At 34.3% G+C, this 24,411-nt stretch carries 21 protein-coding genes and 1 tRNA gene; 16 read left to right on the top strand and 6 right to left on the bottom strand.

The window, feature by feature from the left end; genetic code table 11:
• Positions 1–3: 3 nt before the first annotated feature.
• The 14 genes from AC5YGI_RS03670 (at position 4) to AC5YGI_RS03605 (ending at position 16,497) form a co-directional block, all read left to right on the top strand.
• Complete coding sequence (locus AC5YGI_RS03670; RefSeq protein ID WP_330745520.1) at positions 4–2,346, top strand: GumC family protein; 2,343 nt, start codon at positions 4–6, stop codon at positions 2,344–2,346.
• A gap of 54 nt (positions 2,347–2,400) precedes the next feature.
• Positions 2,401–3,696, top strand: coding sequence for a nucleotide sugar dehydrogenase (locus AC5YGI_RS03665; protein ID WP_227943881.1), 1,296 nt, complete (start codon positions 2,401–2,403; stop codon positions 3,694–3,696).
• Positions 3,697–3,707: 11 nt separating this feature from the next.
• Positions 3,708–4,874, top strand: coding sequence for a nucleotide sugar dehydrogenase (locus tag AC5YGI_RS03660; protein ID WP_330745521.1), 1,167 nt, complete (start codon positions 3,708–3,710; stop codon positions 4,872–4,874).
• Positions 4,875–4,901: 27 nt separating this feature from the next.
• On the top strand, positions 4,902–6,026 hold the full coding sequence (gene wecB, locus AC5YGI_RS03655; RefSeq protein ID WP_330745522.1) for a non-hydrolyzing UDP-N-acetylglucosamine 2-epimerase: 1,125 nt from the start codon (positions 4,902–4,904) through the stop codon (positions 6,024–6,026).
• 9 nt (positions 6,027–6,035) lie between these two features.
• Complete coding sequence (locus AC5YGI_RS03650) at positions 6,036–7,505, top strand: oligosaccharide flippase family protein (RefSeq protein WP_330745523.1); 1,470 nt, start codon at positions 6,036–6,038, stop codon at positions 7,503–7,505.
• Complete coding sequence (locus tag AC5YGI_RS03645) at positions 7,502–8,056, top strand: acyltransferase (protein WP_496167538.1); 555 nt, start codon at positions 7,502–7,504, stop codon at positions 8,054–8,056. The genes AC5YGI_RS03650 and AC5YGI_RS03645 overlap by 4 nt, the downstream gene beginning before the upstream one ends.
• Positions 8,046–9,182 carry a polysaccharide pyruvyl transferase family protein gene (locus tag AC5YGI_RS03640; RefSeq protein ID WP_496167537.1) on the top strand — a complete coding sequence of 379 codons (1,137 nt, stop codon included), beginning with the start codon at positions 8,046–8,048 and terminating at the stop codon, positions 9,180–9,182. The genes AC5YGI_RS03645 and AC5YGI_RS03640 overlap by 11 nt, the downstream gene beginning before the upstream one ends.
• Before the next feature lie 6 nt (positions 9,183–9,188).
• Positions 9,189–10,328, top strand: a complete 1,140-nt coding sequence (locus AC5YGI_RS03635; RefSeq protein ID WP_330745526.1) for a glycosyltransferase family 4 protein — start codon at positions 9,189–9,191, stop codon at positions 10,326–10,328.
• Positions 10,318–11,541, top strand: coding sequence for an O-antigen ligase family protein (locus AC5YGI_RS03630; RefSeq protein WP_330745527.1), 1,224 nt, complete (start codon positions 10,318–10,320; stop codon positions 11,539–11,541). The genes AC5YGI_RS03635 and AC5YGI_RS03630 overlap by 11 nt, the downstream gene beginning before the upstream one ends.
• Positions 11,495–12,304 carry a hypothetical protein gene (locus AC5YGI_RS03625; RefSeq protein WP_496167536.1) on the top strand — a complete coding sequence of 270 codons (810 nt, stop codon included), beginning with the start codon at positions 11,495–11,497 and terminating at the stop codon, positions 12,302–12,304. The genes AC5YGI_RS03630 and AC5YGI_RS03625 overlap by 47 nt, the downstream gene beginning before the upstream one ends.
• Complete coding sequence (locus tag AC5YGI_RS03620) at positions 12,301–13,434, top strand: glycosyltransferase family 4 protein (RefSeq protein WP_496167535.1); 1,134 nt, start codon at positions 12,301–12,303, stop codon at positions 13,432–13,434. The genes AC5YGI_RS03625 and AC5YGI_RS03620 overlap by 4 nt, the downstream gene beginning before the upstream one ends.
• Positions 13,434–14,627: a glycosyltransferase family 4 protein gene (locus tag AC5YGI_RS03615; protein WP_496167534.1), complete on the top strand. Its 1,194-nt coding sequence runs from the start codon at positions 13,434–13,436 to the stop codon at positions 14,625–14,627. Before AC5YGI_RS03620 ends, AC5YGI_RS03615 begins: the two co-directional genes overlap by 1 nt.
• Before the next feature lie 306 nt (positions 14,628–14,933).
• A tRNA-Asp gene (locus tag AC5YGI_RS03610) sits at positions 14,934–15,007 on the top strand.
• Between the two features lie 446 nt (positions 15,008–15,453).
• Positions 15,454–16,497 carry a L,D-transpeptidase gene (locus tag AC5YGI_RS03605; protein WP_330745531.1) on the top strand — a complete coding sequence of 348 codons (1,044 nt, stop codon included), beginning with the start codon at positions 15,454–15,456 and terminating at the stop codon, positions 16,495–16,497.
• Here the strand turns inward: AC5YGI_RS03605 and AC5YGI_RS03600 are convergent.
• The 3 genes from AC5YGI_RS03600 to AC5YGI_RS03590 all read right to left on the bottom strand — a co-directional run bounded on the left by AC5YGI_RS03600 (position 16,490) and on the right by AC5YGI_RS03590 (position 19,099).
• Positions 16,490–17,017 carry a hypothetical protein gene (locus AC5YGI_RS03600; RefSeq protein ID WP_330745532.1) on the bottom strand — a complete coding sequence of 176 codons (528 nt, stop codon included), beginning with the start codon at positions 17,015–17,017 and terminating at the stop codon, positions 16,490–16,492. The two genes, AC5YGI_RS03605 and AC5YGI_RS03600, sit on opposite strands and share 8 nt — an antisense overlap.
• Positions 17,018–17,020: 3 nt before the next feature.
• Positions 17,021–18,340, bottom strand: coding sequence for a PDZ domain-containing protein (locus AC5YGI_RS03595; protein ID WP_496167533.1), 1,320 nt, complete (start codon positions 18,338–18,340; stop codon positions 17,021–17,023).
• Between the two features lie 120 nt (positions 18,341–18,460).
• Entirely contained in the window at positions 18,461–19,099 is a 639-nt protein-coding gene (locus AC5YGI_RS03590) for an alpha/beta hydrolase (RefSeq protein ID WP_330745534.1), read from the bottom strand.
• 246 nt (positions 19,100–19,345) lie between these two features.
• Between AC5YGI_RS03590 and AC5YGI_RS03585 the strand changes: the two genes are divergently transcribed.
• On the top strand, positions 19,346–19,777 hold the full coding sequence (locus AC5YGI_RS03585; RefSeq protein WP_228406536.1) for a hypothetical protein: 432 nt from the start codon (positions 19,346–19,348) through the stop codon (positions 19,775–19,777).
• A 47-nt stretch (positions 19,778–19,824) separates the two neighbouring features.
• Here AC5YGI_RS03585 and AC5YGI_RS03580 read toward each other — a convergent pair whose 3' ends face one another.
• A complete protein-coding gene (locus tag AC5YGI_RS03580) occupies positions 19,825–20,463 on the bottom strand; it encodes a response regulator transcription factor (protein ID WP_330745536.1) in 639 nt (212 codons plus the stop codon).
• The gene (locus tag AC5YGI_RS03575; RefSeq protein WP_330745537.1) at positions 20,453–22,423 is read right to left on the bottom strand and encodes a tetratricopeptide repeat-containing sensor histidine kinase; all 1,971 of its coding nucleotides are present in this window, start codon (positions 22,421–22,423) and stop codon (positions 20,453–20,455) included. The genes AC5YGI_RS03580 and AC5YGI_RS03575 overlap by 11 nt, the downstream gene beginning before the upstream one ends.
• Positions 22,424–22,622: 199 nt before the next feature.
• On the opposite strand from AC5YGI_RS03575, the gene AC5YGI_RS03570 reads away from it, so the two are divergent.
• Complete coding sequence (locus tag AC5YGI_RS03570; RefSeq protein ID WP_330745538.1) at positions 22,623–23,042, top strand: hypothetical protein; 420 nt, start codon at positions 22,623–22,625, stop codon at positions 23,040–23,042.
• Positions 23,043–23,113: 71 nt separating this feature from the next.
• On the opposite strand, the gene tyrS is transcribed toward AC5YGI_RS03570, so the two are convergent.
• The gene (tyrS, locus tag AC5YGI_RS03565; RefSeq protein WP_330745539.1) at positions 23,114–24,409 is read right to left on the bottom strand and encodes a tyrosine--tRNA ligase; all 1,296 of its coding nucleotides are present in this window, start codon (positions 24,407–24,409) and stop codon (positions 23,114–23,116) included.
• Between the last annotated feature and the right edge of the window lie 2 nt (positions 24,410–24,411).

The raw sequence follows: 24,411 nt of genomic DNA, 5'->3' as shown, positions 1-24,411 counted from the left end.
AATATGCAGCAGATAGAATTTCAGGAAAGTGAAGAATCTTTGAATTTAAGAAAGATCATTGGGAAATATTTAGTCAAATGGCCTTGGTTTATAGCATCTGTCCTATTATTTGTTATTGTGGCCTTTATATATCTAAGATATGCTGTACCTCAGTATCAATCAACTACTACATTAAAATTTGATAAAAAACAGTCTGATTTAACAGGTGCATTAATTGATCTTGATAACTTAGGACTGGGTTTAGGAAATGCAGATGAGCTAAAGAGTGAAGTGGCTGTAGTAAACTCAAGACCCATCCTGATGAAGGTTGTTGAAAATCTAAATCTTAATATACAATATTATAATTCGGGTGAGATAAGGGATTCCGAATTGTTTACCAAGGTACCCATTGTTGCAGAAATTATTTCTTATAAAAATGTCAAGAAATTTGTTTCTTCCGAATATGAAGTAAAAGAAGTAAATGGAAATGAATTTGTTCTGGAGGATAAGGAAAACAAAAAAGTAAAGGGAACTTTTGGTAAAAACCTGATACTAGATTTTGGAACTGTAGTTCTTCAAAAAGTTCCGGGCCTTACCTTTAAAAATAAGTATAAAATTGTTTTCTGGAATCCAATAGAGAAGGTAAAATCTTTAGAAAAGAAAATCCAGGTTGATCTTCCGGATCAGAAAGCGATGCTTATGGACATCAGCATCGTGGGAACTGTTCCCGAAAAATCAGAAGCCATCCTTAATGAAGTAACCAAGCAGTATAATCTGGATGGGCTAAGAGATAAAAACTTACAGGCTCAAAATACACAAGAGTTTATCGATAAACGTTTAGAAGTTATTTCACGGGATCTTTCCGGAGTGGAGAATCAGAAAGAAGACTTCCAGAACCGTAACAAAATCGTAGACTTAGAGGCTCAGGCTCAATTGGCGCTTCAAAATACAAACGAGAACACAAAGCAGCTTCTTCAGCAGCAAACACAGCTGGATCTTCTTAATTCCCTTCAAAATGAAGCTTCAAAAGGAGATAATCAGCTTATGCCTTCAAATTTAGGACTTAATCCTTCTTTGGAACAGGCAATTTCACAATATAATACGTTGGTTATCACCAGAAATAAAACTTTGAAGCAGGCTACCAATGAAAACCCTGCAGTGATAGAAATGAATAAAGAAATTTCTTCACTAAAAGAAATCGTAAGAGATAACATCCGTCAGCAGAAAGCAACAATCCAGGCATCTATTGCGCAGGTAAACAGCCAGATTTCTGCCAGCACAGGAATGATTGAAAAAGTTCCGGGACAGTCGAAAATCTACAGAGGTATCGAGCGTCAACAGAACCTTAAAGAGCAGCTTTTCCTTTTCCTTTTACAAAAAAGGGAAGAAAATGCGATCAATCTATCTGTTAATGTTCCGAAAGCTAAAATTGTAAACCCTGCTTATACTGATGATGTTCCTGTTTCACCTAAGAAAAATATCATTCTTCTGGCTGCAGTTCTATTAGGATTGATGCTGCCGTTGGGAGTGTTCTATCTTTTCTTCATGTGGGATGATAAAATCTACAACCGTACAGATATTTCAGAAAATTCGTCACTTGGGGTGCTTGCAGATATTCCTTCTCTTAAAGATAACCAGAATCACCTTGTACAGAAAAACGATTTCTCAGAGTTGGCTGAAGCATTCAGAATCTTGGTTTCCAATCTTAAATTTCTACTTCCTAAGAAAGATTCTGCGAAAGTTATACTGGTAACTTCTTCTGTGAAAGGAGAAGGAAAAACGCTGGTTTCTGTAAATCTTGCTCTGACATTGGGAAGCAAAAACGGAAGATCATTACTCATTGGTTCGGACGTCAGAAATCCACAGATCCAGAGATATGATGATGAACGTATTAAGAATGCCGGTCTTACGGAATATTTATATGATGAAACTACAGATGTAGAAGACCTTATACATACTTCCGATACCAACCCTGAATGTGATGTAATCTATGCGGGGTCTATTCCTCCAAATCCTCAGGAGCTTCTTTCCAACGGCCGTTATCAGAAGCTTATCAGTGAGATGTCGTCCCGTTACGAATATATTGTAATCGACTCTGCTCCACTGATGCTTGTTTCAGATACATTGAGTATCTCTGATACAGCCGACGCTTCATTATACGTGGTGAGATCGGGCGTTTCAAGAAAAATATTAATTGATTTTGCCAATAAACTGGTTAAAGAATCAAAAATATCAAACGTTTCTTTCGTGATCAATGATGTTTCTAAAAATGTTGGTGGTTACGGCTACGGATACAACTATGGCTATGGTTACGGATATACAGCTGATAAGAAGAAAAACTGGTGGCAAAAGCTTTTTAATAAATAAATCAAATTATCTTCAAAATAAACATTAAAATAAAGTAAGAACATCACATTTAATATGAATATACAGAATAAAATTGGGGTAATCGGATTGGGGTATGTAGGATTACCACTGGCCCGTTTATTTGCAACAAAATATGCCGTAGTAGGTTTTGATATCAACCAGGCCAGAATTGCAGAACTGAATAGCGGAAAAGATTCCACTTTGGAAGTAGAAGATGAAGTACTGCAGCCGGTTTTAGTAAAAGAGAACCCGTTTTCAAACTCATCAAAAGGATTGCTTTGCTCATCTGATCTGGAAGATATTAAAGAGGCTAACATCTATATCGTAACTGTTCCTACACCGGTAGACAGACATAATCGTCCGGACCTGACGCCTTTATATAAAGCATCTGAAACAGTAGGAAAAGTATTGAAAAAAGGGGATATTGTTATTTATGAATCTACTGTTTATCCCGGTGTTACAGAAGAAGAATGTATCCCTGTGCTGGAAAAAGTTTCGGGATTAAAGTTTAACGAGGACTTCTTTGCAGGATATTCTCCTGAAAGAATCAACCCGGGAGATAAAGAACGTACCGTAGAGAAAATTTTAAAGGTAACTTCAGGTTCTACACCGGAAATTGGTAAAAAAGTTGACGAATTATATAAATCTGTAATTGCAGCAGGTACCCATTTGGCACCTACCATCAAAGTAGCTGAAGCATCAAAAGTTATTGAAAATTCACAACGTGATATCAATATTGCTTTTGTGAATGAGCTTGCCAAAATATTTAATCTCCTGGATATTGATACACATGCCGTTTTGGAGGCAGCAGGAACGAAATGGAATTTCTTGAAATTCAAGCCAGGATTGGTAGGAGGACACTGTATCGGGGTAGATCCTTTCTATCTTGCCCAAAAAGCGCAGGACGTGGGATATTATTCTGAGCTTATCCTTACAGCAAGAAGACTGAATGATTCCATGGGGCAGTTTGTAGCTTCCGAGGTGGTAAAAACAATGATTAAGAAAAGAATCAACATTACGGATGCCAAAGTACTGAATCTTGGAATCACTTTTAAAGAAAACTGTCCGGATGTAAGAAATACGAAAGCTGCAGATGTTATCAATGCTCTGGAAGACTATTCTGTAGAAGTTACAACGTATGATCCGTGGGCAAATCCAGAAGAAGTAATGCACGAATATGGTATACAATCTACCAATTCTCTTGAAGATGTGAAAGGACAGTTTGATGCAATTGTTCTCACAGTTTCTCATGATGAATTCCTGAATATTGATCTTTCCCGATATCTGAAGGAAGGAGGAGTTTTATATGATGTTAAAGGAATTTTAGAGAAATACGATAATCGTTTATAAAAAAGTAGAGAATGAAAATAGCAGTCGTAGGAACAGGGTATGTAGGTTTGTCTAATGCCGTCTTATTGGCCCAACATAATGAAGTTGTAGCTTTAGATATTGTTCAGGAGAGAGTAGAGTTGCTTAATTCTAAAAAATCTCCTATTGAAGATGATGAGATCAGTACGTTTCTTAGTACTAAACCCCTTAATTTCAAAGCCACTTTAGATAAAAAGGAAGCTTACGATAAGGCTGAATATATTATTGTTGCCACTCCAACAGATTATGACCCCACTACCAATTATTTCGACACAAGCAGTGTTGAGAATGTAATTAAGGAAATTGCAGAGTATAATTCTGAGGCTGTAATTATTATTAAATCTACAGTTCCGGTGGGGTATACCGTAGAGTTAAAAAGCAGAATGCATTTAGATAATGTAGTGTTTTCTCCGGAATTTTTGAGAGAAGGCAAAGCTTTATATGATAATTTATATCCTTCGAGAATTATTGTCGGGGAGCAGAGTGAGCGAGCAAGGATTTTCGCAGAATTACTGAAAGAAGGTGCGGTAAAAAAGGATATTCCGGTTTTGTTTACTAATCCTACCGAAGCAGAAGCCATTAAATTGTTTTCCAATACCTATCTGGCACTGAGGGTAGCTTATTTTAACGAATTAGACAGCTATGCGCAAATCCACGAGCTGGATACCCGCCAGATTGTGGAAGGTGTTGGTCTGGATCCAAGAATTGGATCGCATTATAATAATCCGTCTTTTGGATACGGAGGATATTGCCTTCCAAAGGATACCAAACAGCTTTTGGCAAATTATAACGCTGTTCCCAATAATATAATTCAGGCAATTGTAGATGCCAACAGAACCCGTAAGGACTTTATAGCAGATTCTGTACTTGCCAGAAAACCAAAAAAGGTAGGTGTTTACCGTCTGATCATGAAAGCAGGCTCCGACAATTTCAGAGCATCTGCCATCCAGGGCGTAATGAAAAGGATTAAAGCTAAGGGAGTAGAAGTGGAAGTGTTTGAGCCGGCCCTTAATGAAGAGTCTTTTTTCGGTTCCAGAGTAGTAAAAGATTTAGAACTTTTCAAGAAAGAATGCGATGTCATTATTTCTAACCGCAATGCACCGGAACTTGCTGATGTACAGGAAAAAGTGTACACAAGGGATCTATTTGGTAATGATTAAAAGTATAACTGCATTATAATTAATTTAATGGTTAAGACAAAACATCTAATTATATTTGGAACTCGTCCAGAAGCTATAAAAATGGCTCCCTTAGTAAAGGAATTTTTACAACGTGACGATTTTGAAGCAAAGGTCTGTGTGACTGCTCAGCATAGAGAAATGTTGGATCAAGTACTTGATTTTTTTGAAATAAAGCCTGATTATGATTTAAACTTAATGAAGCCTAATCAAAATTTATATACTCTTACAGCTGATATTATTACAGGACTTCGTCCTATTCTAGAGGAATTTAAACCTGATTTTGTGTATGTTCATGGAGATACAACAACAACAATGGCTGCAAGTATCGCGTCTTTTTATGCAGGCGCTAAAGTTTGCCATGTAGAAGCAGGATTAAGAACGCATAATAAAAGATCACCATTTCCAGAGGAAATAAATCGTCAGGTTGCAGGACGTATATCAGATTACCATTTTGCACCAACCGAACAATCGAAACAAAATTTGTTAAATGAGAATATAAAAAACGAAAATATTCTTGTAACCGGTAATACTGTTATCGATGCATTATTAGATAGTACTGAAAGAGTCAGCACACTATCCAATAATAATGAAATTGATTATTTGAAAAGTATTGTTGATTCCTCAAAGAGACTTATATTGGTAACTGGTCATCGACGCGAAAATCACGGAGAAGGATTTATAAATATTTGTGAAGCACTTAAGGAAATTGCCATTAACAATCCAGATGTACAGGTGATTTATCCCGTTCATTTAAATCCAAATGTAAAAGAACCTGTTTATAAAATTTTATCAGGAATTGATAATATTCATCTTATATCTCCTCTAGCTTATCCTGCATTTGTTTGGCTTATGAATAAGTCATATATGATCATTACGGACTCAGGAGGGGTTCAAGAAGAAGCTCCGAGTTTGGGTAAGCCCGTTTTAGTAATGAGGGATACAACGGAGCGACCGGAAGCAGTAGATGCCGGGACAGTCATTTTGGTAGGAACAGATAAAAATAAAATTGTTTCAGAAACACAAAGTTTACTCGATAATGGTGAACGTTATCAATCAATGAGTGAGCTTCATAACCCGTATGGAGATGGGAAGGCGTGTAAAAGAATCGTAGACTTTATATCATCCAAATAATTTTGAAAGGTGAATATAAAATCATTATATAAGAAAGTCTTAGGGACGGGAAACCAACAAAAGATTATTAAAGGAGTATTCTGGTCCTTTTTGGGAACTCTTATATCTAAAGGATTTGTTTTTATAGCTCTTTTTTTAGTTGCAAGAATACTGACAGTAGACGAATACGGAAAGTTGGGATTATTGCAATCATACATTAATACATTTACTACATTCAGCCTTGCAAGTTTTGGTGTAACTGCTACAAAATATCTTGCTCTATATGCTGAGAGTGATAAGAAAAAGGCCAGTGAGATTTATTCTTTAACAAGATTGTCTGTATTCTTTTTAGCAGTGGCGATACTTGTTCTTTCATTGGTTTTTAATAAACAGGTAGGTGAGTATATTGTGGGAAATCAAAATATGTCTAAGGAGGTATTACTTTGTGCTTTTGCTATTTTTTTCTCATCCCTTAACGGATTGCAAACAGGTGCTCTGGCTGGTCTTGAAAATTTTAAAAGCATATCATTTGTCAATATGGTAAATGGGATCCTTTCATTACCGCTGATTTTGTTTTCTGCATACAAATTTGGAATTTACGGTGTAGTTGTTTCTCTTGTCATAATTAATTTCTCTATTTGGCTCTGTTCAGCAATATTATTACAAAGAGAATTAAACCTTAAACAAATAAAGTTTACAATAAAAGGCCAGAAGAAGCATTTAGAAACAGTGTATAATTTCACTTTACCATCTTTTATAAGCAGCATGATGCTAAGTCCGGTGGTACTGATTTGTAATTCTATGTTGATAAAAAGTCATATAAATGGATATTATCAATTAGGAATTTATAATGCTACTTTTAATTTTTCTCAGGTTGGTACTCTGTTACTTGGAATAATTGGACAAGTCACTTATCCACTTACAATGAAGAATTTTGGTAAAAATAACAAAAGATTTGACTTCTTTAATATTAACCAATCATACGTAATAGGAGTTGTGCTTTTTCTGCCAATCTTAGTGTTGCCAGATTTGTTTTCTCAACTGTATGGAAGCAAATATCAGAATAGTGATATGCACTTAACACTACTATTTGTTTCTTTATCAACGATCATTATAGCGCAAAGGCAGGGGATCGCCAGAAATTTTGCAGCAGGAAATTTTATGTGGTTCAGTGTTTTCTCTAATATGACCTGGGCGGTAACTACAATAATTGTATGCAATTTTTTAATAGATTATGGAGCAATAGGAAGAGCTGTAGGATTTTTAATAGGGTATTTTGTCAATACTGTAATTTTTATTCCTTTCTATTTGAAAAAAAAGCTTATCAGTAAAAAACTGATTCTTAGCAAGGAACATTTTGTTTTGATCATTATTATTTCATTAGGTTGTTTGTCTTTTATCTGTGTTGAGAATATTGTTTTAAGAACCTTAATCGCTGTTCTTTTATTAACAGCAAGTCTCTTTACTTTTTATAAATGGTATAAAGTATATATAAAATGATAGGTAAAATTTTATTTCACATAAAGAATTTTGTAGACGGAAAAATACATAATTATAGAATTCAACAAGTACTAAGTAGTAGTAATATAAGTAAAAAATGTAGAATTTCTACTGGTTTTAGATTTACGAATATTAAAAATATATATATAGAAGACTATGTATATATGGGGCGTGATTCATTTTTATCAAGTTTTGGAAAAATTATAATAAAAAGAGGTACTATCATAGGACCAAGATTAGTAATTTATACAGCAAATCATAATTACATTAATGATATTAAGGCAATACCTTACGATAAGGAATTACTTATAAAGGATGTTGTCATTGAAGAAAACGTATGGATTGGAGATAGTGTAATTATTGTACCTGGAGTTACTATTGGAGAGGGTTCAGTCATTGCAGCAGGAAGCGTGGTGGTGAAAGATGTTCCAAAGTTTTCTGTGATGGGAGGAAATCCCGCAAAAGTAATAAAGGAGAGATCTAATATAAGTGATTATTTAAAGAATAAGGAATTAGATAATATTTATTTAAAGCAAAAAAATGGAAACTAATATAGTTATAAGAGGTGGTTATGGTTTCGGCAATTTTGGTGATGATGCCTTAATGTATACTATCGTAAAGGAATTGAATGAAGTTTCCACTGATATTGTACTTCTTTGCCAGTCAGCTTCTTATATTAATAATATTTTACCTGGTATTAAAGTTATGGATTATCATAAACTGAAACAACCTGTAAATTCAAAATTATTGGTATATGGAGGGGGAACACAATTTTATCATTTTAAAAAAAATACTTTCAGCAAAGGGTTAAAAGATAAGATATTTAATCTCAGCCATATTAAAAACTATATTAACAAAAAAATAGTAAAGAAAAACTTTATTGAAAACAAATTCCAGATCAGCAATTATGCCTCACACATTGCATTGGTTGGTGTAGGTGTAGGACCTTTTGATATAGAAAATTCAACTATAGAGAGAAAAACGGGAGAATTGTTTGCTAAAGCTGAATTTGTAGGTGTAAGAGATGAATTCGCTTTAAAAAAATCAAAAGAATGGGGGGTTAAAAAACCAATTCTTTCACCGGATATTTGTTATTCTTTTAATAGCCATTTTTTAGATTCATACACAAATGAGGCTAATGAAATAAAGAAGATAGGTGTTATTGTAAGAGACTGGAATTATGCAAATGGAGGAGGAGAATACTATGAAAAATTGCAGCAAGCTACGGAAAAGCTTAAGAAAGACGGATACGAGATAAAGTATATCCTTTTTGATGCCGAATCTGATTCCTATTGGTATAGCAAAAAAGATAAATTGGATATGATCATTTGGAATCCTGAAAAAGATAAATTTGACTCTTTTTTGGAAGAGATTTCAAAGTGCGATTTATTTATTACAGCTCGTTTTCACGGGGCTATCTTTGCCTCATTATTGAATACGCCATTTATAACAATTGAAGTTGAACAGAAATTAAAGTTTATTTCAGAAACCTATTCTGAAAGTTCATACAGCTGGGGAAATCCATTCGATCTGGAAGATTTGTATTCCAAGATTTCTTTACTCAATGAAAACTATGTACAACGAAAAACATATTTGACACAGAAGATGCTTGAATTTAAAACATTATCTGATCAAATGTTTTTAAAATTAAAAGAATATTATAATCAATTACAATAATATCAGATGAAAATACATATTTTTTATTTAGCGGTAATGGATCGTTTGGGTAAGCAGATTACGGTTGGAGGTATTCAGAATTATTTAATAGGTCTAGGTACAGCTTTAAAAAATGCAGGATACGAGGTAGTAATTTACCAGGGTGCAGACGAAAACTTTGTGTCAGAATATAAAGGAATAACTATTATAGGTAAGAAAAACAATCTGAAAGAATCATTAAAAAAACAAACGAAAGATGTTTTTAACCAGGTTAACGATAAAATTTCAGTTAATGATATAATTGTTTTTGGTACAGATAAGATCGCATTTAAGTTAAAAGAATATTCAAAAACGATTTCTATCCAACATGGAATTTCATTTGATTATATTTCATATAATGCCTTTCCCGGATTTTTTAAAAAGAACATAGTAGGTATATTCTATAAACTCTTACAATGTTACAAAAATGCAAAAGACTTTCTTATTTGTAAAAACGTTGTATGTGTAGATTATAATTTTACAAACTGGATAAGAACAATTTTACCTCGAAATTACTCAGAAAATACGGTAGTGATACCTAATTATGCTACCACTTCTAAAGAAATCAGCATCAATCAGATTTCTGGTGATAAAATTAAAATTCTTTTTGCAAGAAGGTTCGAAATGATGAGAGGTGTGCATATTTTGATAGATATAGTGAAAAATATTACAGCAAAATATGATAATGTAGAATTTACAATATGTGGAGAAGGACCATTAAAAAATGAATTAATAAAAGAAATTGGTTCTTTTTCAAATGTCAACATTACTAAATATGGTATAGGAGAATCCGAGCAGTTCAACTTACAACATCATATTACTTTAGTGCCGACTTATGGAAGTGAAGGGACTTCATTCTCATTATTAGAAGGAATGGCGGCGGGAGCTGTACCTATTGTTTCAAATGTTGGGGGAATGACCAATATTATTCTAGACGATTATAATGGATATATTATGAATCCTGATAGCAAAGCTTTTATTGAAAAAATAAGTTTTTTGATTGAAAATCCTGATATTTTAAAAAGAATTTCTGAAAAAGCAAAAGAAACGGTAGAGTATTCTTTCAATGAACAAAAATGGAGAATAAATTGGATAAATTTTATTAATAAAGTGCATAATGCAAATTAAAAAAAAGTTTTATAATTTTTATGTAATCTTTTGTTTAGCTGGTTTTTTAATATCCAGCTTCCTACCTTCTATTTTAAAAATACAAGGACAGGGTATTAATATAATCTATCGTGTACTTGTGCTGGCTTTTAGCCTTATCATTATCAGTAGTAATATTTTTTCCAAAAAGTTTAATTTTAAAATTTTTAGCTTTTACACCCTATTCTTAATTTTTTGGGGAATCTATTCCCTATTTCTATTGAAAGATATTTATTTTGAGCCTATTAGACTTACTTCCAATAAAACTTACTCAGAATATGTACAGTTTGCATTTGGAGTTGTTTTAATACCTTGTTTCGCTTTTATGATATTAGACTTTAAGAAATTAAACTTTAAGGGAATACTCAACATAATTTACTATACCATATACGCTTTACTCTTTGTATCATTATTATCAAGAAATAATAGTAATGTTACCGGAAGAGATGTTGGAGATCTTGAAATAGGTGTCCTCGTATATGGACAATATGGTACTATGTTGGCATTATTATCAATTTATAAGCTAGCAAATGAGAAAAAAGGAATTTTTTCTATTCTATATATAGCCGGTATAATTTTGGGTGCGCTGATTATCTTCGTATCAGCAAGTAGAAGTCCATTTATAGCTTTGATTTTGTCGACTGTATTTTATTTTGTTATTAAAAAAGGAACAAAAGGAGTTTTTTACTTGAGTATACCAGCCATTTTTATTTCCGTTTTCTTTTTTCAGATCATGGAATTGTTTGGAAGTCTTTTTAAGAGTAATTTCTTAGACAGATTGGTTTCAACTTTTGAAAAGGATAATGAGCGTGAAAAATTAGTCAAGGTCGCTTTAAGAGAATTTATTGATAATCCTTTTTTTGGAAAAAATTTTTTAATACAAACAAAACCATATATAGGATCTTATCCTCATAACCTTTTTGTCGAAGCTTTTATGGCAACAGGTTTTTTTATCGGAATGATACTTGTAATACTATTTATAAGAACCCTTTTTATAAAAGGAAAGTATGTTATACAAAATGATCATTCGACAGGTTGGATTCCGATGATCTTTTGCCAGTTTTTTATTTTCAGTATGTTTTCAAACAATATTTATTCCAACAATTTGCTATGGTATTTATTGATTTTAACAATTATTACTTTCAGATATGAAAAATATTTTAATGCTCATCGTACTCCTGTGCTTAATGCCTAGTTGGTTTAATGGACAAGAATTTTATGTTTATACACAAAGTAAAAGGTATAATATACAATGTAAAAATTGTATAAAAAATTATTATTTTTTTGGCCAGCATTATATTGATGGTAATAAAAAAAATATCATTGACCTTAATGCCTTAACTCAGGGTATTAATACTATCATACCTAATAAACAAAGTACCGATTTAATAGTACTGGATATTGAAAATAAGGTTTATCAGGATGTCAAGCAGAAAAGCAGATTTGATGTCAATTACGCTTCTAATATAAAGAAACTGGTAGATATGGTAAATCTGGTAAAAAAAATGAGACCTAATGCAAAGGTTGTATTATATGGTGTTCCGTTTAACTTCAACTATGATTTTCAAAAGAAATTTAATGATTTTGAAAAATTAAAGCCATTACTAAAAAGTGTAGATTATCTGGCACCTTCATTATATCTAATGTATTCTAATTTCGAAAAGGGTGATGGTTATTTTAAAAACTATATCACAAATAATTTAGATCTGAACTTTCAAATGGCAGAAAAAGTTCAAAAACCTGTATTACCATTTATTTGGTATAAAGTTCATCCTTATAATAAAATTTCTGGTGGTAGTGTAGTTAATGAAAATTTATATGATACTTATTTAAAACTGATAAAAGATTATAGCTACAAAGGAAAGAAAGTGAGCGGTATTATTTATTGGGAACCCTCGAAAGAAACAATTAATATTAATCAGAAGCTGAATAGTACATTAAAAATTTTAGATAAATGATACTTCACATTACAAACGATTACTCAGGATCTACAGTCTATAAAAATTTAGTGAGGGAGCTGGATAATAATGGGGTGGAGCAGATTGTGTATAATCCATTTCGTGAGGCTTCCAGAATAGGGAAAAACAAAATAAATTTTAAAAATAACCGCTCTCAGATTATCTACAGCCACATCTTATCAAAATATGCAGATCGGGTTTTGTATAAGAGAAAAATTAAAAAAATAGTACAGGACATTGAAGCAAAAATAGATCTCAAGACTGTCAAATTTATTCATGCTCACACATGGTACAGCGATGGGGGAGCGGCCTATGAACTTCATAAAAAATATAATATTCCCTACATAGTAGCAGTGCGTAATACTGATCTGAATGTTTTTTTGAAATATTTCCTGCACGAAAGAGGCTACGGAAAAAAAATTCTTCAGAATGCGAATAAGATCATAACCATTTCGGCAGTCTATAAAAAAAGAATGCTTGAAGATTCCCGACTGTCTCATATCCTGGAGAATGTACAGCAAAAACTCACAGTGGTCCCAAATGGTGTAGATCCTTACTGGATAGAATCAAAGGTTGTGAAGAAGAAAATTGCTGTGGATAAAAAAAGCATTCAGTTACTTTATATAGGGAAATTTAATAAGGGAAAAAATGTCTTTAACCTTATTAATGCTGTTAAGAATCATAATCACAAAACTCAGAATAAGATAAAATTAACACTGATTGGAGGAGGAGGAAATGACGAGAAAAGAATCCTGGATTCTATTAAAGACGATCCCTCCTTTGAGTTTGTAGGAAAAGTAGACAGTCTGCCTGTTTTAAAATCCTATTACGAACGAAGCGACTTTTTTACTATGCCTTCTAAAGCAGAAACCTTTGGCCTGGTCTATATAGAAGCCCTCCTCCAAGGCTTACCGGTAATGTACACGCAAAATGAAGGGATCGACGGTTTTTATGATGATTCTATCGGGGAAAAAGTGGAAGACACTTCTGTTGCTTCGATCGAACGGGCGCTTGAACGTTTAATCCAAAAACGAGATCATTATAGTTTTGATATGGAGCAATTGTTAGAAAATCATGACTGGAAGAGAATAGCTGAAGTATACCAACAATTATATACAGAAAAAAAATAATGAACATATTATACATCCACCAATATTTCGTAACTCCTCAGGAACCAGGAGGAACAAGATCGTATTGGCTGGCGCAAGAACTTATTAAAAACGGGCATAAAGTTACTATGCTCACCTCATCGTCGAAATTTTCAGAGGATATTAAAGTGGTAAATATTGATGGTATTGAAGTCGTTTATATAAAAGAAGACTACGACCAGAATATGAGTGTTTCCAGAAGACTAAAGGCTTTCTTGAAATTTATGTACAAATCCTCTGTGGTAGGATGGAAACAGAAAGATATCGATTTGGTGATTGCTACATCTACTCCTCTTACAATAGGTATTCCGGCACTTTTATTAAAGTGGTTTAAAAAGAAACCTTTTGTTTTTGAAGTAAGGGATCTCTGGCCGGAGGTGCCTATACAAATGGGAGCCATAAAAAACAGCTGGACAATAAAAACAACTCGTCTGCTGGAAAAAACGATTTATAAAAACGCTTCCCGCGTTATTGCGCTTTCTCCCGGTATGCAGGATGGAGTCGTAAAATATATTCCAAAAGAAAAAACATCAATGATTCCTAATATGGCTAAAATGGACGAATTCTGGCCTAGGGGGAAAAATGATCAATTGATGGTAAAACTCGGGTTAAAAAAAGATTCCTTCAAAATAGTTCATTTTGGATCTCTGGGATTGGCAAATGGAGCTCATTCAATTATTGAGTCTGCCAAATTATTAAAAGATAGAGAAGATATAGAATTTTTGTTTGTAGGAGGTGGTTCTACCGAACAGGATTTGGTAGATGAAGTAGAGAAAAACAACCTTAAAAATGTGAAATTTCTCGGAAAGTTCCCTATGACAGACGTATCTGAGATTGTCAATTTTTCAGATGTTTCTATGATTTCCTTTTTGGATATTCCGATTTTGTATACCAACTCTCCAAACAAACTTTTCGATTCGTTGTCTGCAGGAAAACCGATTATTGTAAACTCTGCCGGATGGACGAAAGATATAGCCGAAAAATACCATTGCGGATATTATGTAAACCCCAACCATCCGGGAGAACTTGTAGAAAAAGTACTCTATTTGAAAGACAACCCTGAGGTGGTAAGGAGTATGGGACAAAATGCAAGAAAATTGGCTGAAACAGTTTATGACAAGTCTATTTTGTGTAAAAAGTTTGTTGAAGTTATCGAAGAAGTAGATAATGCTTAGGAGACGTGTAAGTAGGTATTGGTACAATCATTTTTCTGCTATCATAATAACAAGGGAATAGTGAGTTTTAGATACCGGATGAATAGTTAAAAAAACAGTTGATTGTTTCCGTAAAGAGAAAACTTACATGAATTTGAAAGATAATCTTTTTAAAAGAAAAGCTTTTAAAATAGTTAGATGCCTTATTTTTTGTATTTGACAATCTGCATCTTAACAAAATCTTTGGTAGAAAAGGAACACGTTTCTTTGGAAAAGCTAAAAAAAGGTATATATTTGCACCAGTTAAAAGCAAATGCTACCTTAATTGATCCGGTAGTTCAGCTGGTTAGAATGCCGCCCTGTCACGGCGGAGGTCGCGGGTTCGAGTCCCGTCCGGATCGCAGAAAAAGTCTTCTAGAAATGGAAGACTTTTTTATTTTTCCCACATTCAATTTACTATTCAATTTGATTCCTGTAAAACTGATAATTTATCATTGACAGAATTCTCGTATGGAAATTCGGGAATAGAAAAGTGAATAAAGTTCAGTTTTACATACTGTTGCTGATTGCTTTTTTGTGAATTGTAAGATTTATACTGATTTTTTTATATAAACTGACCTTGGTAGAAACTATTTTTACAAAAGAACAAATAAGAAAATAATTTTTTTGTGAAAATCCCGGAATACCTGTCTGGAACGCTAACTTTATAAAAATGAGCTAACTATAACTCCTCATTTGCAATCCTTAAACCTCCGTTTTTTTACGGTATTTTTAAGAATGTCTTTTATTGTTCAAATTTAGGTCTGATATTTGTACTGGGTAGCCAAACTAAATGGCCGATTTATTTATGAAAAACATATCTGTGAAAAAATCCTTTCTTTATGTCTGTTTATGCGCTTTTTTCCTGGTTTCCTGTAAAAAGGAAATAGAAAAGATAAGCGATACTTTTAAAGATACTGTTTCTTCTTCGGAACCTTCGGAGGTGGAAAAGGATTCCATAAAGAAAGATTCTGTTCCTGTAGTGAAAAAAGAATCTGTTCCGCCTGTGATGCAGGAGAATGGTTTCTATAATGCCTTTGTTCTTCCTAAGGATAAAAAAATGCGTGATTCTGTGTATGCAGAATTCAGCAAGAAATACAGTGTAGAGGAGAGAACTGCTATTTTAGCTTTAAACAGGCTGGATTCTAAAAGTAAATGGAATGCCGATACTTTGGTTGTTCCTGCAAAAATAGATACAACATTGATGGCATATTCACCGTTTCCAATGCAGCTGGATGTATTAAGCGGAGTGAAAAAGTTTGTCATCTTCTCATATCCTATACAGGCTTTTGCGGTGTATTCCAATGGAAGTCTTGTAAAATGGGGCCCGACAAGTATGGGTAAAAAAGCAGCCCAGACCACAAGAGGGCTTACTTTTGCCAACTGGAAAAAGAAACTCGCTATTTCTACGGTAAGTACTGAATGGAAACTTCCTTATAACTTTAATATTCACAATATCGGAGGAATTGGGTGGCATGAATATACCCTTCCGGGATATCCTGCTTCTCACTCATGTCTCCGACTGCTGAGGAAGGATGCCCAATGGCTGTATTCTTATGCAGATACCTGGATTCTGAATCCCGGCGGTGCCACAACAAAAGCCAAAGGTACAGCGGTAATGGTATTCGGAGATTACAAATGGGGAGGAAGAAAACCATGGAGAAATCTTTTGGATGATCCTAATTCCAACAATATTTCCGTTGAAGAATTGACGAAGCTTCTAGAGCCGGACGTTCCAAAAATGCTTAAAGAACAAAGCAACAGAGAAAAAGTGGTGGATTCTATCAAAGCAGCAAAAGCAGCAGCTGCACCTGTTCAGAATGAAAAGCCTGCAGAACCTTTATCTAATTAATTTTCTTTTCAAATTGCAAAGTAGATTCTTCAGCAAATTTTCTGAGTTTAATCATTTCCTCCTTACCCTTATGTTGCCCGAATCTTGCAGCAATATACGTAAGAAGAATAAACAATAACATGACAAAAGAAGCGCTCAGTGCCCAGGGGTATTCGGCGCTTTTTATCTGTTTCTCCACGTAATACATGGTGAAGAATGTCATCCACAAAATAGAAAAAGAGAAGTACAAAAACATAAAGAATGTCCACACTGCAGAGCTTGGGCCAAATACTCCGCGTATTGCCGTATGCTCATCTTCCATTTCCACCCTTAAGGCGAGGCAGGGCTTCCAGTAATTATCATTTTCTGTTTTCACCCAGATGGTAGCAACCTCCTTGTTGATATTTCCTGAAAACTCATCTTTATGCTCTTCCATATATTTTTTCAGGTTTTCAGCATACTCTTCTTTGGTAAGATGAGTAAACATTTTAAATCTGGGTCTGGTTCTGATTCTGTCTAAGGTGCTTTCTTCAGTATTCATATTTTATTCTTGATAAGGAATTGGGTCTTCAAGCATGAAGCGGAATGTAAGTTCTTCATTTTTCCTCTGAATGATCATGGTAATATTTCTGCCTTCGCTGGACTTCATAAGTTCCATGATCTTTTCGAGAGTCATGTCTGCAGTGCGTTCTCCGTTAATGCTCAGAACTTTGTCATCTTTTTTAAGGCCTGCTTCATAGGCTGGAGAGTCTTTTCTTACGCCTGCAATGGAGAATATAGGTTTCAGACTGAATTTATATTGAAAAGCATCCTTATAAACTTCATTTACTGCCGTAGCAGATTTTTGGGTCTCAATATTTATCTTGTCCTGATGCCATTCCAATCCGTCTTGTCTGAAATCCAGTCCGCTCATATTAAAATGAAAAGGATCGTCAAAGTTTCTGTTCTTCTTAAGATATAACTTTTGATTGGGATAATCAAAAACTACGGTAAATCTACGCATAATCTCGCTGCCTATGGAACCTTTTCTGTTTTCTACCAAATTAACATGCTGTATAGAAAATTCATCCGGCATAGCAGTAAGTGGCTTTTCAAATTTAAAATCTCCGAGATAAAAATTATGAATTCTGCTTCTTTTGCCGTAGATGTCTCCATTGAAACCGCGGCCAAGGAAATCATCAATATTAGGCCTGTTGTAAACGAAATTTTTAATAAGAGTAGGGAAGAGCCAGATCGCATCACTGTTTCCAAGGTCAATCAGTAATTTTGAATCTTTCTTTTCATTGGTCATTTCTACATCGGCATGCAGATAAGGCTTATTCTTTTCAATAGTAATTGGAAACTCTTCAAACCGTCTGATTTTCTTTTCCAGGAGAGCCGTATTTTCATAAATGGTTATTTTCTTTGATGTATAATCAATATAAATAGGATGATCTTTAAAAAAATGATACCCGATCACTCCATTTACAGGAATTCCTACATGAGGCGAAATATTAAATTCTTCATCAATAATAATGTAAAGAGACATAGAGGTATTGATAATTGCATCTCCTATTTTGCCAATATTGCGTTCCGATTTCAGGCCATCAATACTTAAACTTCCTCCAAGACCTGAGAACTTTACTTTTTCAACATTGCTGAGTTGGACCTCCTTATTTTCCAGGCTAAAAAGTATGGTTTCCGAAACTCCGGTATCCAGCAGAAAGGTAAGCTCGGCACCATTAACATTGACAGGGATAAAGATAAGATTGTTGATAAACTTAAATGGGATAACCGCTTTTTTAGTATTGATCAGTTCAAAAGTATTCTGGGCACTTACAAAAATGCTAAGCAATAATCCCAGTAAAAACAATCTAAATTTCATTTACTGAATTTACTGAATTTATCTATATGATAATAAAAAAACATTCCAAAAGCTGGAATGTTTATATAAACTACAATAATGTAGGTTTTTTTGTTGAATTTATTTCAAAACAGTCTTTGTTTATTTTGAAAAAAAGTCCATCAAATCCATATAATTTTTCTGATTGACGCCATGTCCGCTCATATACTCTCTGAACGTAAAGTAACAGCTGAGATCATAAAGCAGATCTGCGGCTTTTCTTCCCCACTCAAGCGGGATCACAGCATCATCCGTACCATGAGAAATGAAGAAACGAAGTCCTTCCAGTTTCTTTTTATCTTTTACAATACCGTCAAGAATTTTTTCTTCAGGATAACTGCTCATACAGGCAACACGATTGAAAAGTTCAGGATGTTTTAAAGCCAGAGCGTAGCACAGTATTCCTCCCTGGCTGAAGCCGCACAGGTGAGCTTTGCTTTCCGTAAGTCCATAGTGGTTAATAATCTTTAACATGCTTTCCAGAACTGCATGTAAAGATTCATTGGCCTGTGGGACATCGATAAAATTTTCGGGATCATTAAAATTGATGTCATACCATGAGTATCCTTCAAACTGAGTATCACGAGGAGCTCTGAAACTTACAATGATCCAGTCATTGGGAAGCGTTTCTCTAAAACTGAAAAGATCCTGCTCATTGCTGCCATAGCCATGAAGCATAAAAAGAATGGGAGTTTGGGAAGTAATATTTTCCGGCTCTCTTACTAGGTAATCTAAATTCATACAGCAAAGATAATTAAATTACATACAGAATCTTAACTTTTATTATTCATACAATGAACTTCTGCTGCATGATGATGTATGTGCAATGATTAATTATCTGAAGTATATTTTTGAACTTTTCTGTAATTTTTTATTTTTTATTGATTTGATATTATTTGGAAATCTTTATTGGAAAATTTTCATAAAAGTTATTTTTATATTAATAAAAAACTTATATTTGAAACATTAAAAAATCTATTTGGAGAAATGAAGCAATTTTACAATTCAAAAAGTTTACTTAGACTTTCTTTTTTATTCGTTTTATTATTTTCTGTAATCACCGTTGTTAATTCTTGTAAAAAAGATGATGATGAAGAATTTCAGGATCACGTGGTTCAATTCGAAGTGAAGACAACTTCCGGAGGAGAAATAATAAGTGTTGTAACACAGGTAGGTACCACTCAGAACACCATATACAATACTCCGCAGTCTCCGGTAACTTCGCCCTGGACAAGTGGAGAATTCTTTGTAAATTCCAGCCAGGCACAGCTGAACCTTGATGCCAACGCATCAATGCCGGATGATAACTCTGAATTAACAATCAATCTATACATCGATGGAGAAGTAGTAAGAACTGTTAAGAAAAAAGGTAAAGGTGTATTAGTTGCTTCTATTGATTACAGCTTCTTGGAACCGTAAATTATTTTAAACATTATATAAAAGAAACCGCTTTCAAAGCGGTTTTTTTATTCTTCAATCATGCCTTGCTGTACAGCCAGACTGATCAATTCTGTTGAGTTCTTTGCATGAAATTTCTGCAGCAGATTCTTGCGGTGGGTGTCTACGGTAAGAGGACTTAAAAAAAGTTCTTCAGCAATTACATTACTTGTTTTCCCCTGTGCTACCATCTGTAGAATTTGTTTCTCCCTTTTAGTGAGCCTCGGAACAGGAAGGATATTCTGAGAAGGAAGGCTGATTATCTGCTTGGTTTCATTGCAGAAAACAATATCCCCGGAAAGCGCCCCTCTTATAGATATCACAAGATCATCAATGGACGTATTTTTGAGAAGATAGCCGCTTGCTCCGTTTTGTATAGACTGCATAATAATACTTCTTTCCGAACGGTTGCTGAACATAATGACAGAGGTATTGGGTGATATTTTTTTTATTTCTCTGCAGAGATCTGTACCGTTGGAATCAGGGAGCGAAATGTCCAGAAGAACAATATCTACCATTTCCGACCGGATAAAACCCAGTGTTTCTGCCCCGGATGCAAAACTTCCTGCTATATTAAAGAAAGGCTGGCTTTTCAGCATCATTCTTAATCCTTCAATGACAATAGGATGATCATCTACAATGACAATATTTATTTTTTCATTCTCCATGGATATTGAGTTCTATATTAATTACTGTTCCCTGATCATCAGAATTGATTTCCATTTTTCCTTTCAGGTAATTGACTCTGTTTTTCAGATTACGAAGCCCCATACTTTTGGTAGTGTTTTCTATATTTTTATCAAATCCTTTTCCGTTATCTTCAATCGTGATCAGAAAATTTTCGCCGGATTGTGAACATTGTAGCAGAATACTGCTGGCTTCAGCATGTTTTACAGCATTGGCCAATAACTCCTGTACAATCCTGTAAATATTAAGCTGGATATTTAAAGGTAATGATTTGTCAATATCAATAGCCTGAAAATCAATTTCAAGATTTTTTCTGCTGTAAAATTCACACAAATCATGTATGGCGGTTTCCAAACCAAAATTAAGCAATGATTCAGGCATTAAATTTCTCGCTACATGACGAAGTTCACTTACAGAGCTGTCCAACTGACCTAATATTTTATAAAATTCCTGATCTTTTTCAGGGTTTAAATGACTGGAAGACCAGGTAGAAAAATTGATTTTCACACCCGCAAGCATTCCTCCAAGGCCATCATGAAGATCCCTTGCAATACGTTCTCTTTCTCTTTCTTCGCCATCAAGAATGGCTTTGGTTAATGATAATTCTTCTATTTGCTTTATTTCATTGAGCTTCTGCTCGTTTATTTTTTTATTTTTTCTGAAAATAATAAACAGGAAGATCAGAAGGCTTAAGGCTAGCAATAAAACCAGCCCCATTCCCCATAAATAAGAATTTTTCTTGTTGACTTCCAGGTCTTTTTGATTCTTTTCAGCATTTAAGGTTGCTATTTTTCTTTCTTTTTCAGCGGTATTGAATTTAGTTTCGAGTTTGTTGATTTCAAGCTTTACATTTTCTGTATTCAAACTATCGTTGAGTTTGGAATATCTTTGTTCCCATAGGAGCGCTTCTTTAGTATCTCCCAATTCTTCATTAAGCAGGGAAAGCTGCTTATAAAAAGTTTTTCTGTTATTAAGATCAATAGCCAGGGATTTTTCCGTTAAAACATCTTCCAGGGTAGTCTTAGCTTCCTTATATCTTTTAAGTTTCTTTAAAATGTCAAACTTGTTGAAATAAAACATTTGTGCCAGGAGATTCTGATTGTACTTTCTGGTGTAAAAAATTCCTTTTTCTATTACAGGAAGAGCTTCCTCATTTTTCTGCCGGGTAATATACAGCAGGGTTTTGCTGTAATAATAAAAAGCATTGGATGAAGATTCAGGATATGCCCTGATAAGCTTTTCGGCTTTATTCAAATACTTTTCAGCCTGGTCTCCATTGGCCTGATAACAGAAATTGTTGGCAGAATTGAGATAGGTAAAAAATAGCTCAGCAGAATTCGGATATTGTTTTTCAAGAATTTCCAGGGCTTTGGTATTATAACCTTCAGCTTTTTTAAACTGGGCATTATAAGTAAGAATCACTGCAAGCTGAGTATACAGGAACCCCAGGTTTCTGCTGTTCTTATATTTTTCAACCAGCGGGATACTCTTTTCAAGCATGATTTTAACCAAAGGAATATAACCCTCTTTATCCTTTTGCGAAACTCCGTAGCTGTACCAGGCAAGAGCCTGAAGAAAATCGGATTCTTCATTTTTGAATTTTGATAAAGACTGAATAGCCTGCTGATAAGAAACAGCAGCTTTCTTTTTATTCCTGTCCAGATTATACTGTCCTTCGTAATAATAATATTTGGCAGAAATAAAAGGGCTTTGCGCCAGTAATTTTCCGTTGGAAAGATATTTCCTGCTCAAAACAGAATCATTGTTCCTGTAATAATTGGATAATAGGAAAAAGGCCGTTGCTTTTGAAGTATCAGGATGATTTCCCTTTGTAATACTTTGTAAGCTGTCTATATAAGATTTCTCATTAAGCGGAATGATTTGCTGGGATTGTAATGCTAAAGACAAAAACAGGCTTAACAGGACAAGTAATCTCTTCATTATGGATCAATTCTGTAAAATATTTTTTTAAACGCTCAATTTAATTAAAAATTTTAGCATAAAAAATACCGGAATTTAGGTAGAAAAAATTACTGGTTTTTCAGGATTGATAAACGTAGGTGATGCTCCTAGCTTTGCAGATATCAAATCATGGATCATAGAATATTCAATATAGTAACTAAAATTTAAACAAAAGATTATGAAAAAAATGAGTATGAATAAGCTGTTAAGAGGGGCATTCGTTGCCGTACTAGCAGCAATGCTTATTGGATTTACAGCGTCATGCAGTAACGATGATGACGACAACAATGTGAATGGAGCAGGGAAAAGTCATAAAGTGGTCTTTAAAGCAATCGCTTCTTCAGGCAGTAATATTGAAGTAGCGGTGTACGGAATTGATGGTAACCCTACCACTGCAACAAGTCTTAGCGGAACAACATGGAGCAGCCCTGAGGTAACATCAGAACCGGGAGCATACAATGCCACTGTTGGAGTAAACGCTGTCGGACCGGATGCTTCTGCAACTTTGAAAGTTCAGATCTGGGTAGACGGAGAACTGAAGAAAGAAGGAACTTCCAGCGGACAGTATTTGTCGGCTACTACAAGCTATACATTTTAATATTAAATTTATTTAGGAAATGAAACCGGCGCTGAGATTCATCTCAGCGCCGGTTTTTTATGTATTTTCTACTAGTTTGCTCTTACAATAAAGTAGCTTTTCTTACCTTTTTGAAGCAATAAAAATTTACCATCAATAAGATCTGTTTCATTGGCTGTAAAAGTATCATTTACTTTTTGTTTGTTGACAGAAATTGAATTTCCTTTAATCTCTCTTTGTGCTTCACTTTTAGATTTCAAGAACCCTGATTTTTCAGAAAGAAGATCAATAATATTTACTCCTAAAACATCAGATTTTGCAATTTCTTTTTGAGGAACACCATCAAAAACTTCCAGGAAAGTTTCCTCATCAAGGCTTACAAGATCTTCAGCAGTAGAACGTCCGAAAAGAATTTCAGAAGCTTTCAATGCTTTTTCATACTCTTCTCTTCCATGTACCCAAACGGTAACTTCTTCTGCAAGTTTCTTCTGAAGCTTTCTTTCGTGTGGAGCTGTTTTGTGTTCTTCAATTAAAACTTCAATTTCTTCTTTTCCTAAGAAAGTATAGAATTTGATGAATCTTTCAGCATCCTCATCCGTAGCATTCAGCCAGAACTGGTAGAACTTGTAAGGAGAAGTTTTCTTTTTATCCAGCCAGTAATTTTCCCCGCTTTCAGACTTTCCGAATTTGGAACCGTCTGCTTTCGTAATTAAAGGAACTGTTAAAGCAAAAGCTTCACCCTGAGCTTTTCTACGGATCAATTCTGTTCCTGTAGTGATGTTTCCCCACTGGTCAGAACCTCCCATTTGAAGCTTCACATTATTGTTTTGGTATAAATGAAGGAAATCATATCCCTGGATGAGCTGGTATGTGAATTCTGTAAAGCTCATTCCGTCTGCACCGGATTCTCCTGAGAATCTTTTCTTTACAGAATCTTTTGCCATCATATAATTGACCGTGATATTCTTTCCGACATTTTTAGCAAAATCAAGGAAAGAAATATTCTTCATCCAGTCGTAGTTGTTCACCAGCTCAGCTTTGTTTGGCTCATTTCCTTCAAAATTAAGGAACTTTGAAAGCTGTTTCTTTAAACAGTCTACATAATGTAAAAGAGTTTCCTCATCCAGAAGGTTTCTTTCGGCAGATTTCCCGGATGGATCCCCGATCATTCCTGTAGCGCCTCCTACCAGAGCAATAGGCTTGTGGCCATGCAGCTGGAAGTGAGCCAGGATTTTTATCTGGATAAGACTTCCGATATGTAAAGAATCGGCAGTAGGATCAAAACCAATATATGCAGTAGTTACCTCTTTATTCAGTTGTTCATCGGTTCCTGGCATCATATCGGCAAACAGACCACGCCATTTCAGTTCTTCTATAAAGGAATTCATTG

The sequence above is a fragment of the Chryseobacterium sp. CS3K3.1 genome, assembly GCF_059515165.1.
The sequence above is the reverse complement of the archived record's forward strand: the minus strand, read 5'-3'. Positions and strand labels throughout refer to the sequence as shown.

What these genes read in the sequence shown, in the direction of transcription:
- AC5YGI_RS03670 (WP_330745520.1), top strand. Translation starts at nt 4, where the DNA reads ATGCAGCAGATAGAATTTCAGGAAAGTGAAGAATCTTTGAATTTAAGA.
- AC5YGI_RS03665 (WP_227943881.1), top strand. Translation starts at nt 2,401, where the DNA reads ATGAATATACAGAATAAAATTGGGGTAATCGGATTGGGGTATGTAGGA.
- AC5YGI_RS03660 (WP_330745521.1), top strand. Translation starts at nt 3,708, where the DNA reads ATGAAAATAGCAGTCGTAGGAACAGGGTATGTAGGTTTGTCTAATGCC.
- wecB (WP_330745522.1), top strand. Translation starts at nt 4,902, where the DNA reads ATGGTTAAGACAAAACATCTAATTATATTTGGAACTCGTCCAGAAGCT.
- AC5YGI_RS03645 (WP_496167538.1), top strand. Translation starts at nt 7,502, where the DNA reads ATGATAGGTAAAATTTTATTTCACATAAAGAATTTTGTAGACGGAAAA.
- AC5YGI_RS03640 (WP_496167537.1), top strand. Translation starts at nt 8,046, where the DNA reads ATGGAAACTAATATAGTTATAAGAGGTGGTTATGGTTTCGGCAATTTT.
- AC5YGI_RS03635 (WP_330745526.1), top strand. Translation starts at nt 9,189, where the DNA reads ATGAAAATACATATTTTTTATTTAGCGGTAATGGATCGTTTGGGTAAG.
- AC5YGI_RS03630 (WP_330745527.1), top strand. Translation starts at nt 10,318, where the DNA reads ATGCAAATTAAAAAAAAGTTTTATAATTTTTATGTAATCTTTTGTTTA.
- AC5YGI_RS03625 (WP_496167536.1), top strand. Translation starts at nt 11,495, where the DNA reads ATGAAAAATATTTTAATGCTCATCGTACTCCTGTGCTTAATGCCTAGT.
- AC5YGI_RS03620 (WP_496167535.1), top strand. Translation starts at nt 12,301, where the DNA reads ATGATACTTCACATTACAAACGATTACTCAGGATCTACAGTCTATAAA.
- AC5YGI_RS03615 (WP_496167534.1), top strand. Translation starts at nt 13,434, where the DNA reads ATGAACATATTATACATCCACCAATATTTCGTAACTCCTCAGGAACCA.
- AC5YGI_RS03605 (WP_330745531.1), top strand. Translation starts at nt 15,454, where the DNA reads ATGAAAAACATATCTGTGAAAAAATCCTTTCTTTATGTCTGTTTATGC.
- AC5YGI_RS03600 (WP_330745532.1), bottom strand. Translation starts at nt 17,017, where the DNA reads ATGAATACTGAAGAAAGCACCTTAGACAGAATCAGAACCAGACCCAGA.
- AC5YGI_RS03595 (WP_496167533.1), bottom strand. Translation starts at nt 18,340, where the DNA reads ATGAAATTTAGATTGTTTTTACTGGGATTATTGCTTAGCATTTTTGTA.
- AC5YGI_RS03590 (WP_330745534.1), bottom strand. Translation starts at nt 19,099, where the DNA reads ATGAATTTAGATTACCTAGTAAGAGAGCCGGAAAATATTACTTCCCAA.
- AC5YGI_RS03585 (WP_228406536.1), top strand. Translation starts at nt 19,346, where the DNA reads ATGAAGCAATTTTACAATTCAAAAAGTTTACTTAGACTTTCTTTTTTA.
- AC5YGI_RS03580 (WP_330745536.1), bottom strand. Translation starts at nt 20,463, where the DNA reads ATGGAGAATGAAAAAATAAATATTGTCATTGTAGATGATCATCCTATT.
- AC5YGI_RS03575 (WP_330745537.1), bottom strand. Translation starts at nt 22,423, where the DNA reads ATGAAGAGATTACTTGTCCTGTTAAGCCTGTTTTTGTCTTTAGCATTA.
- AC5YGI_RS03570 (WP_330745538.1), top strand. Translation starts at nt 22,623, where the DNA reads ATGAAAAAAATGAGTATGAATAAGCTGTTAAGAGGGGCATTCGTTGCC.
- tyrS (WP_330745539.1), bottom strand. Translation starts at nt 24,409, where the DNA reads ATGAATTCCTTTATAGAAGAACTGAAATGGCGTGGTCTGTTTGCCGAT.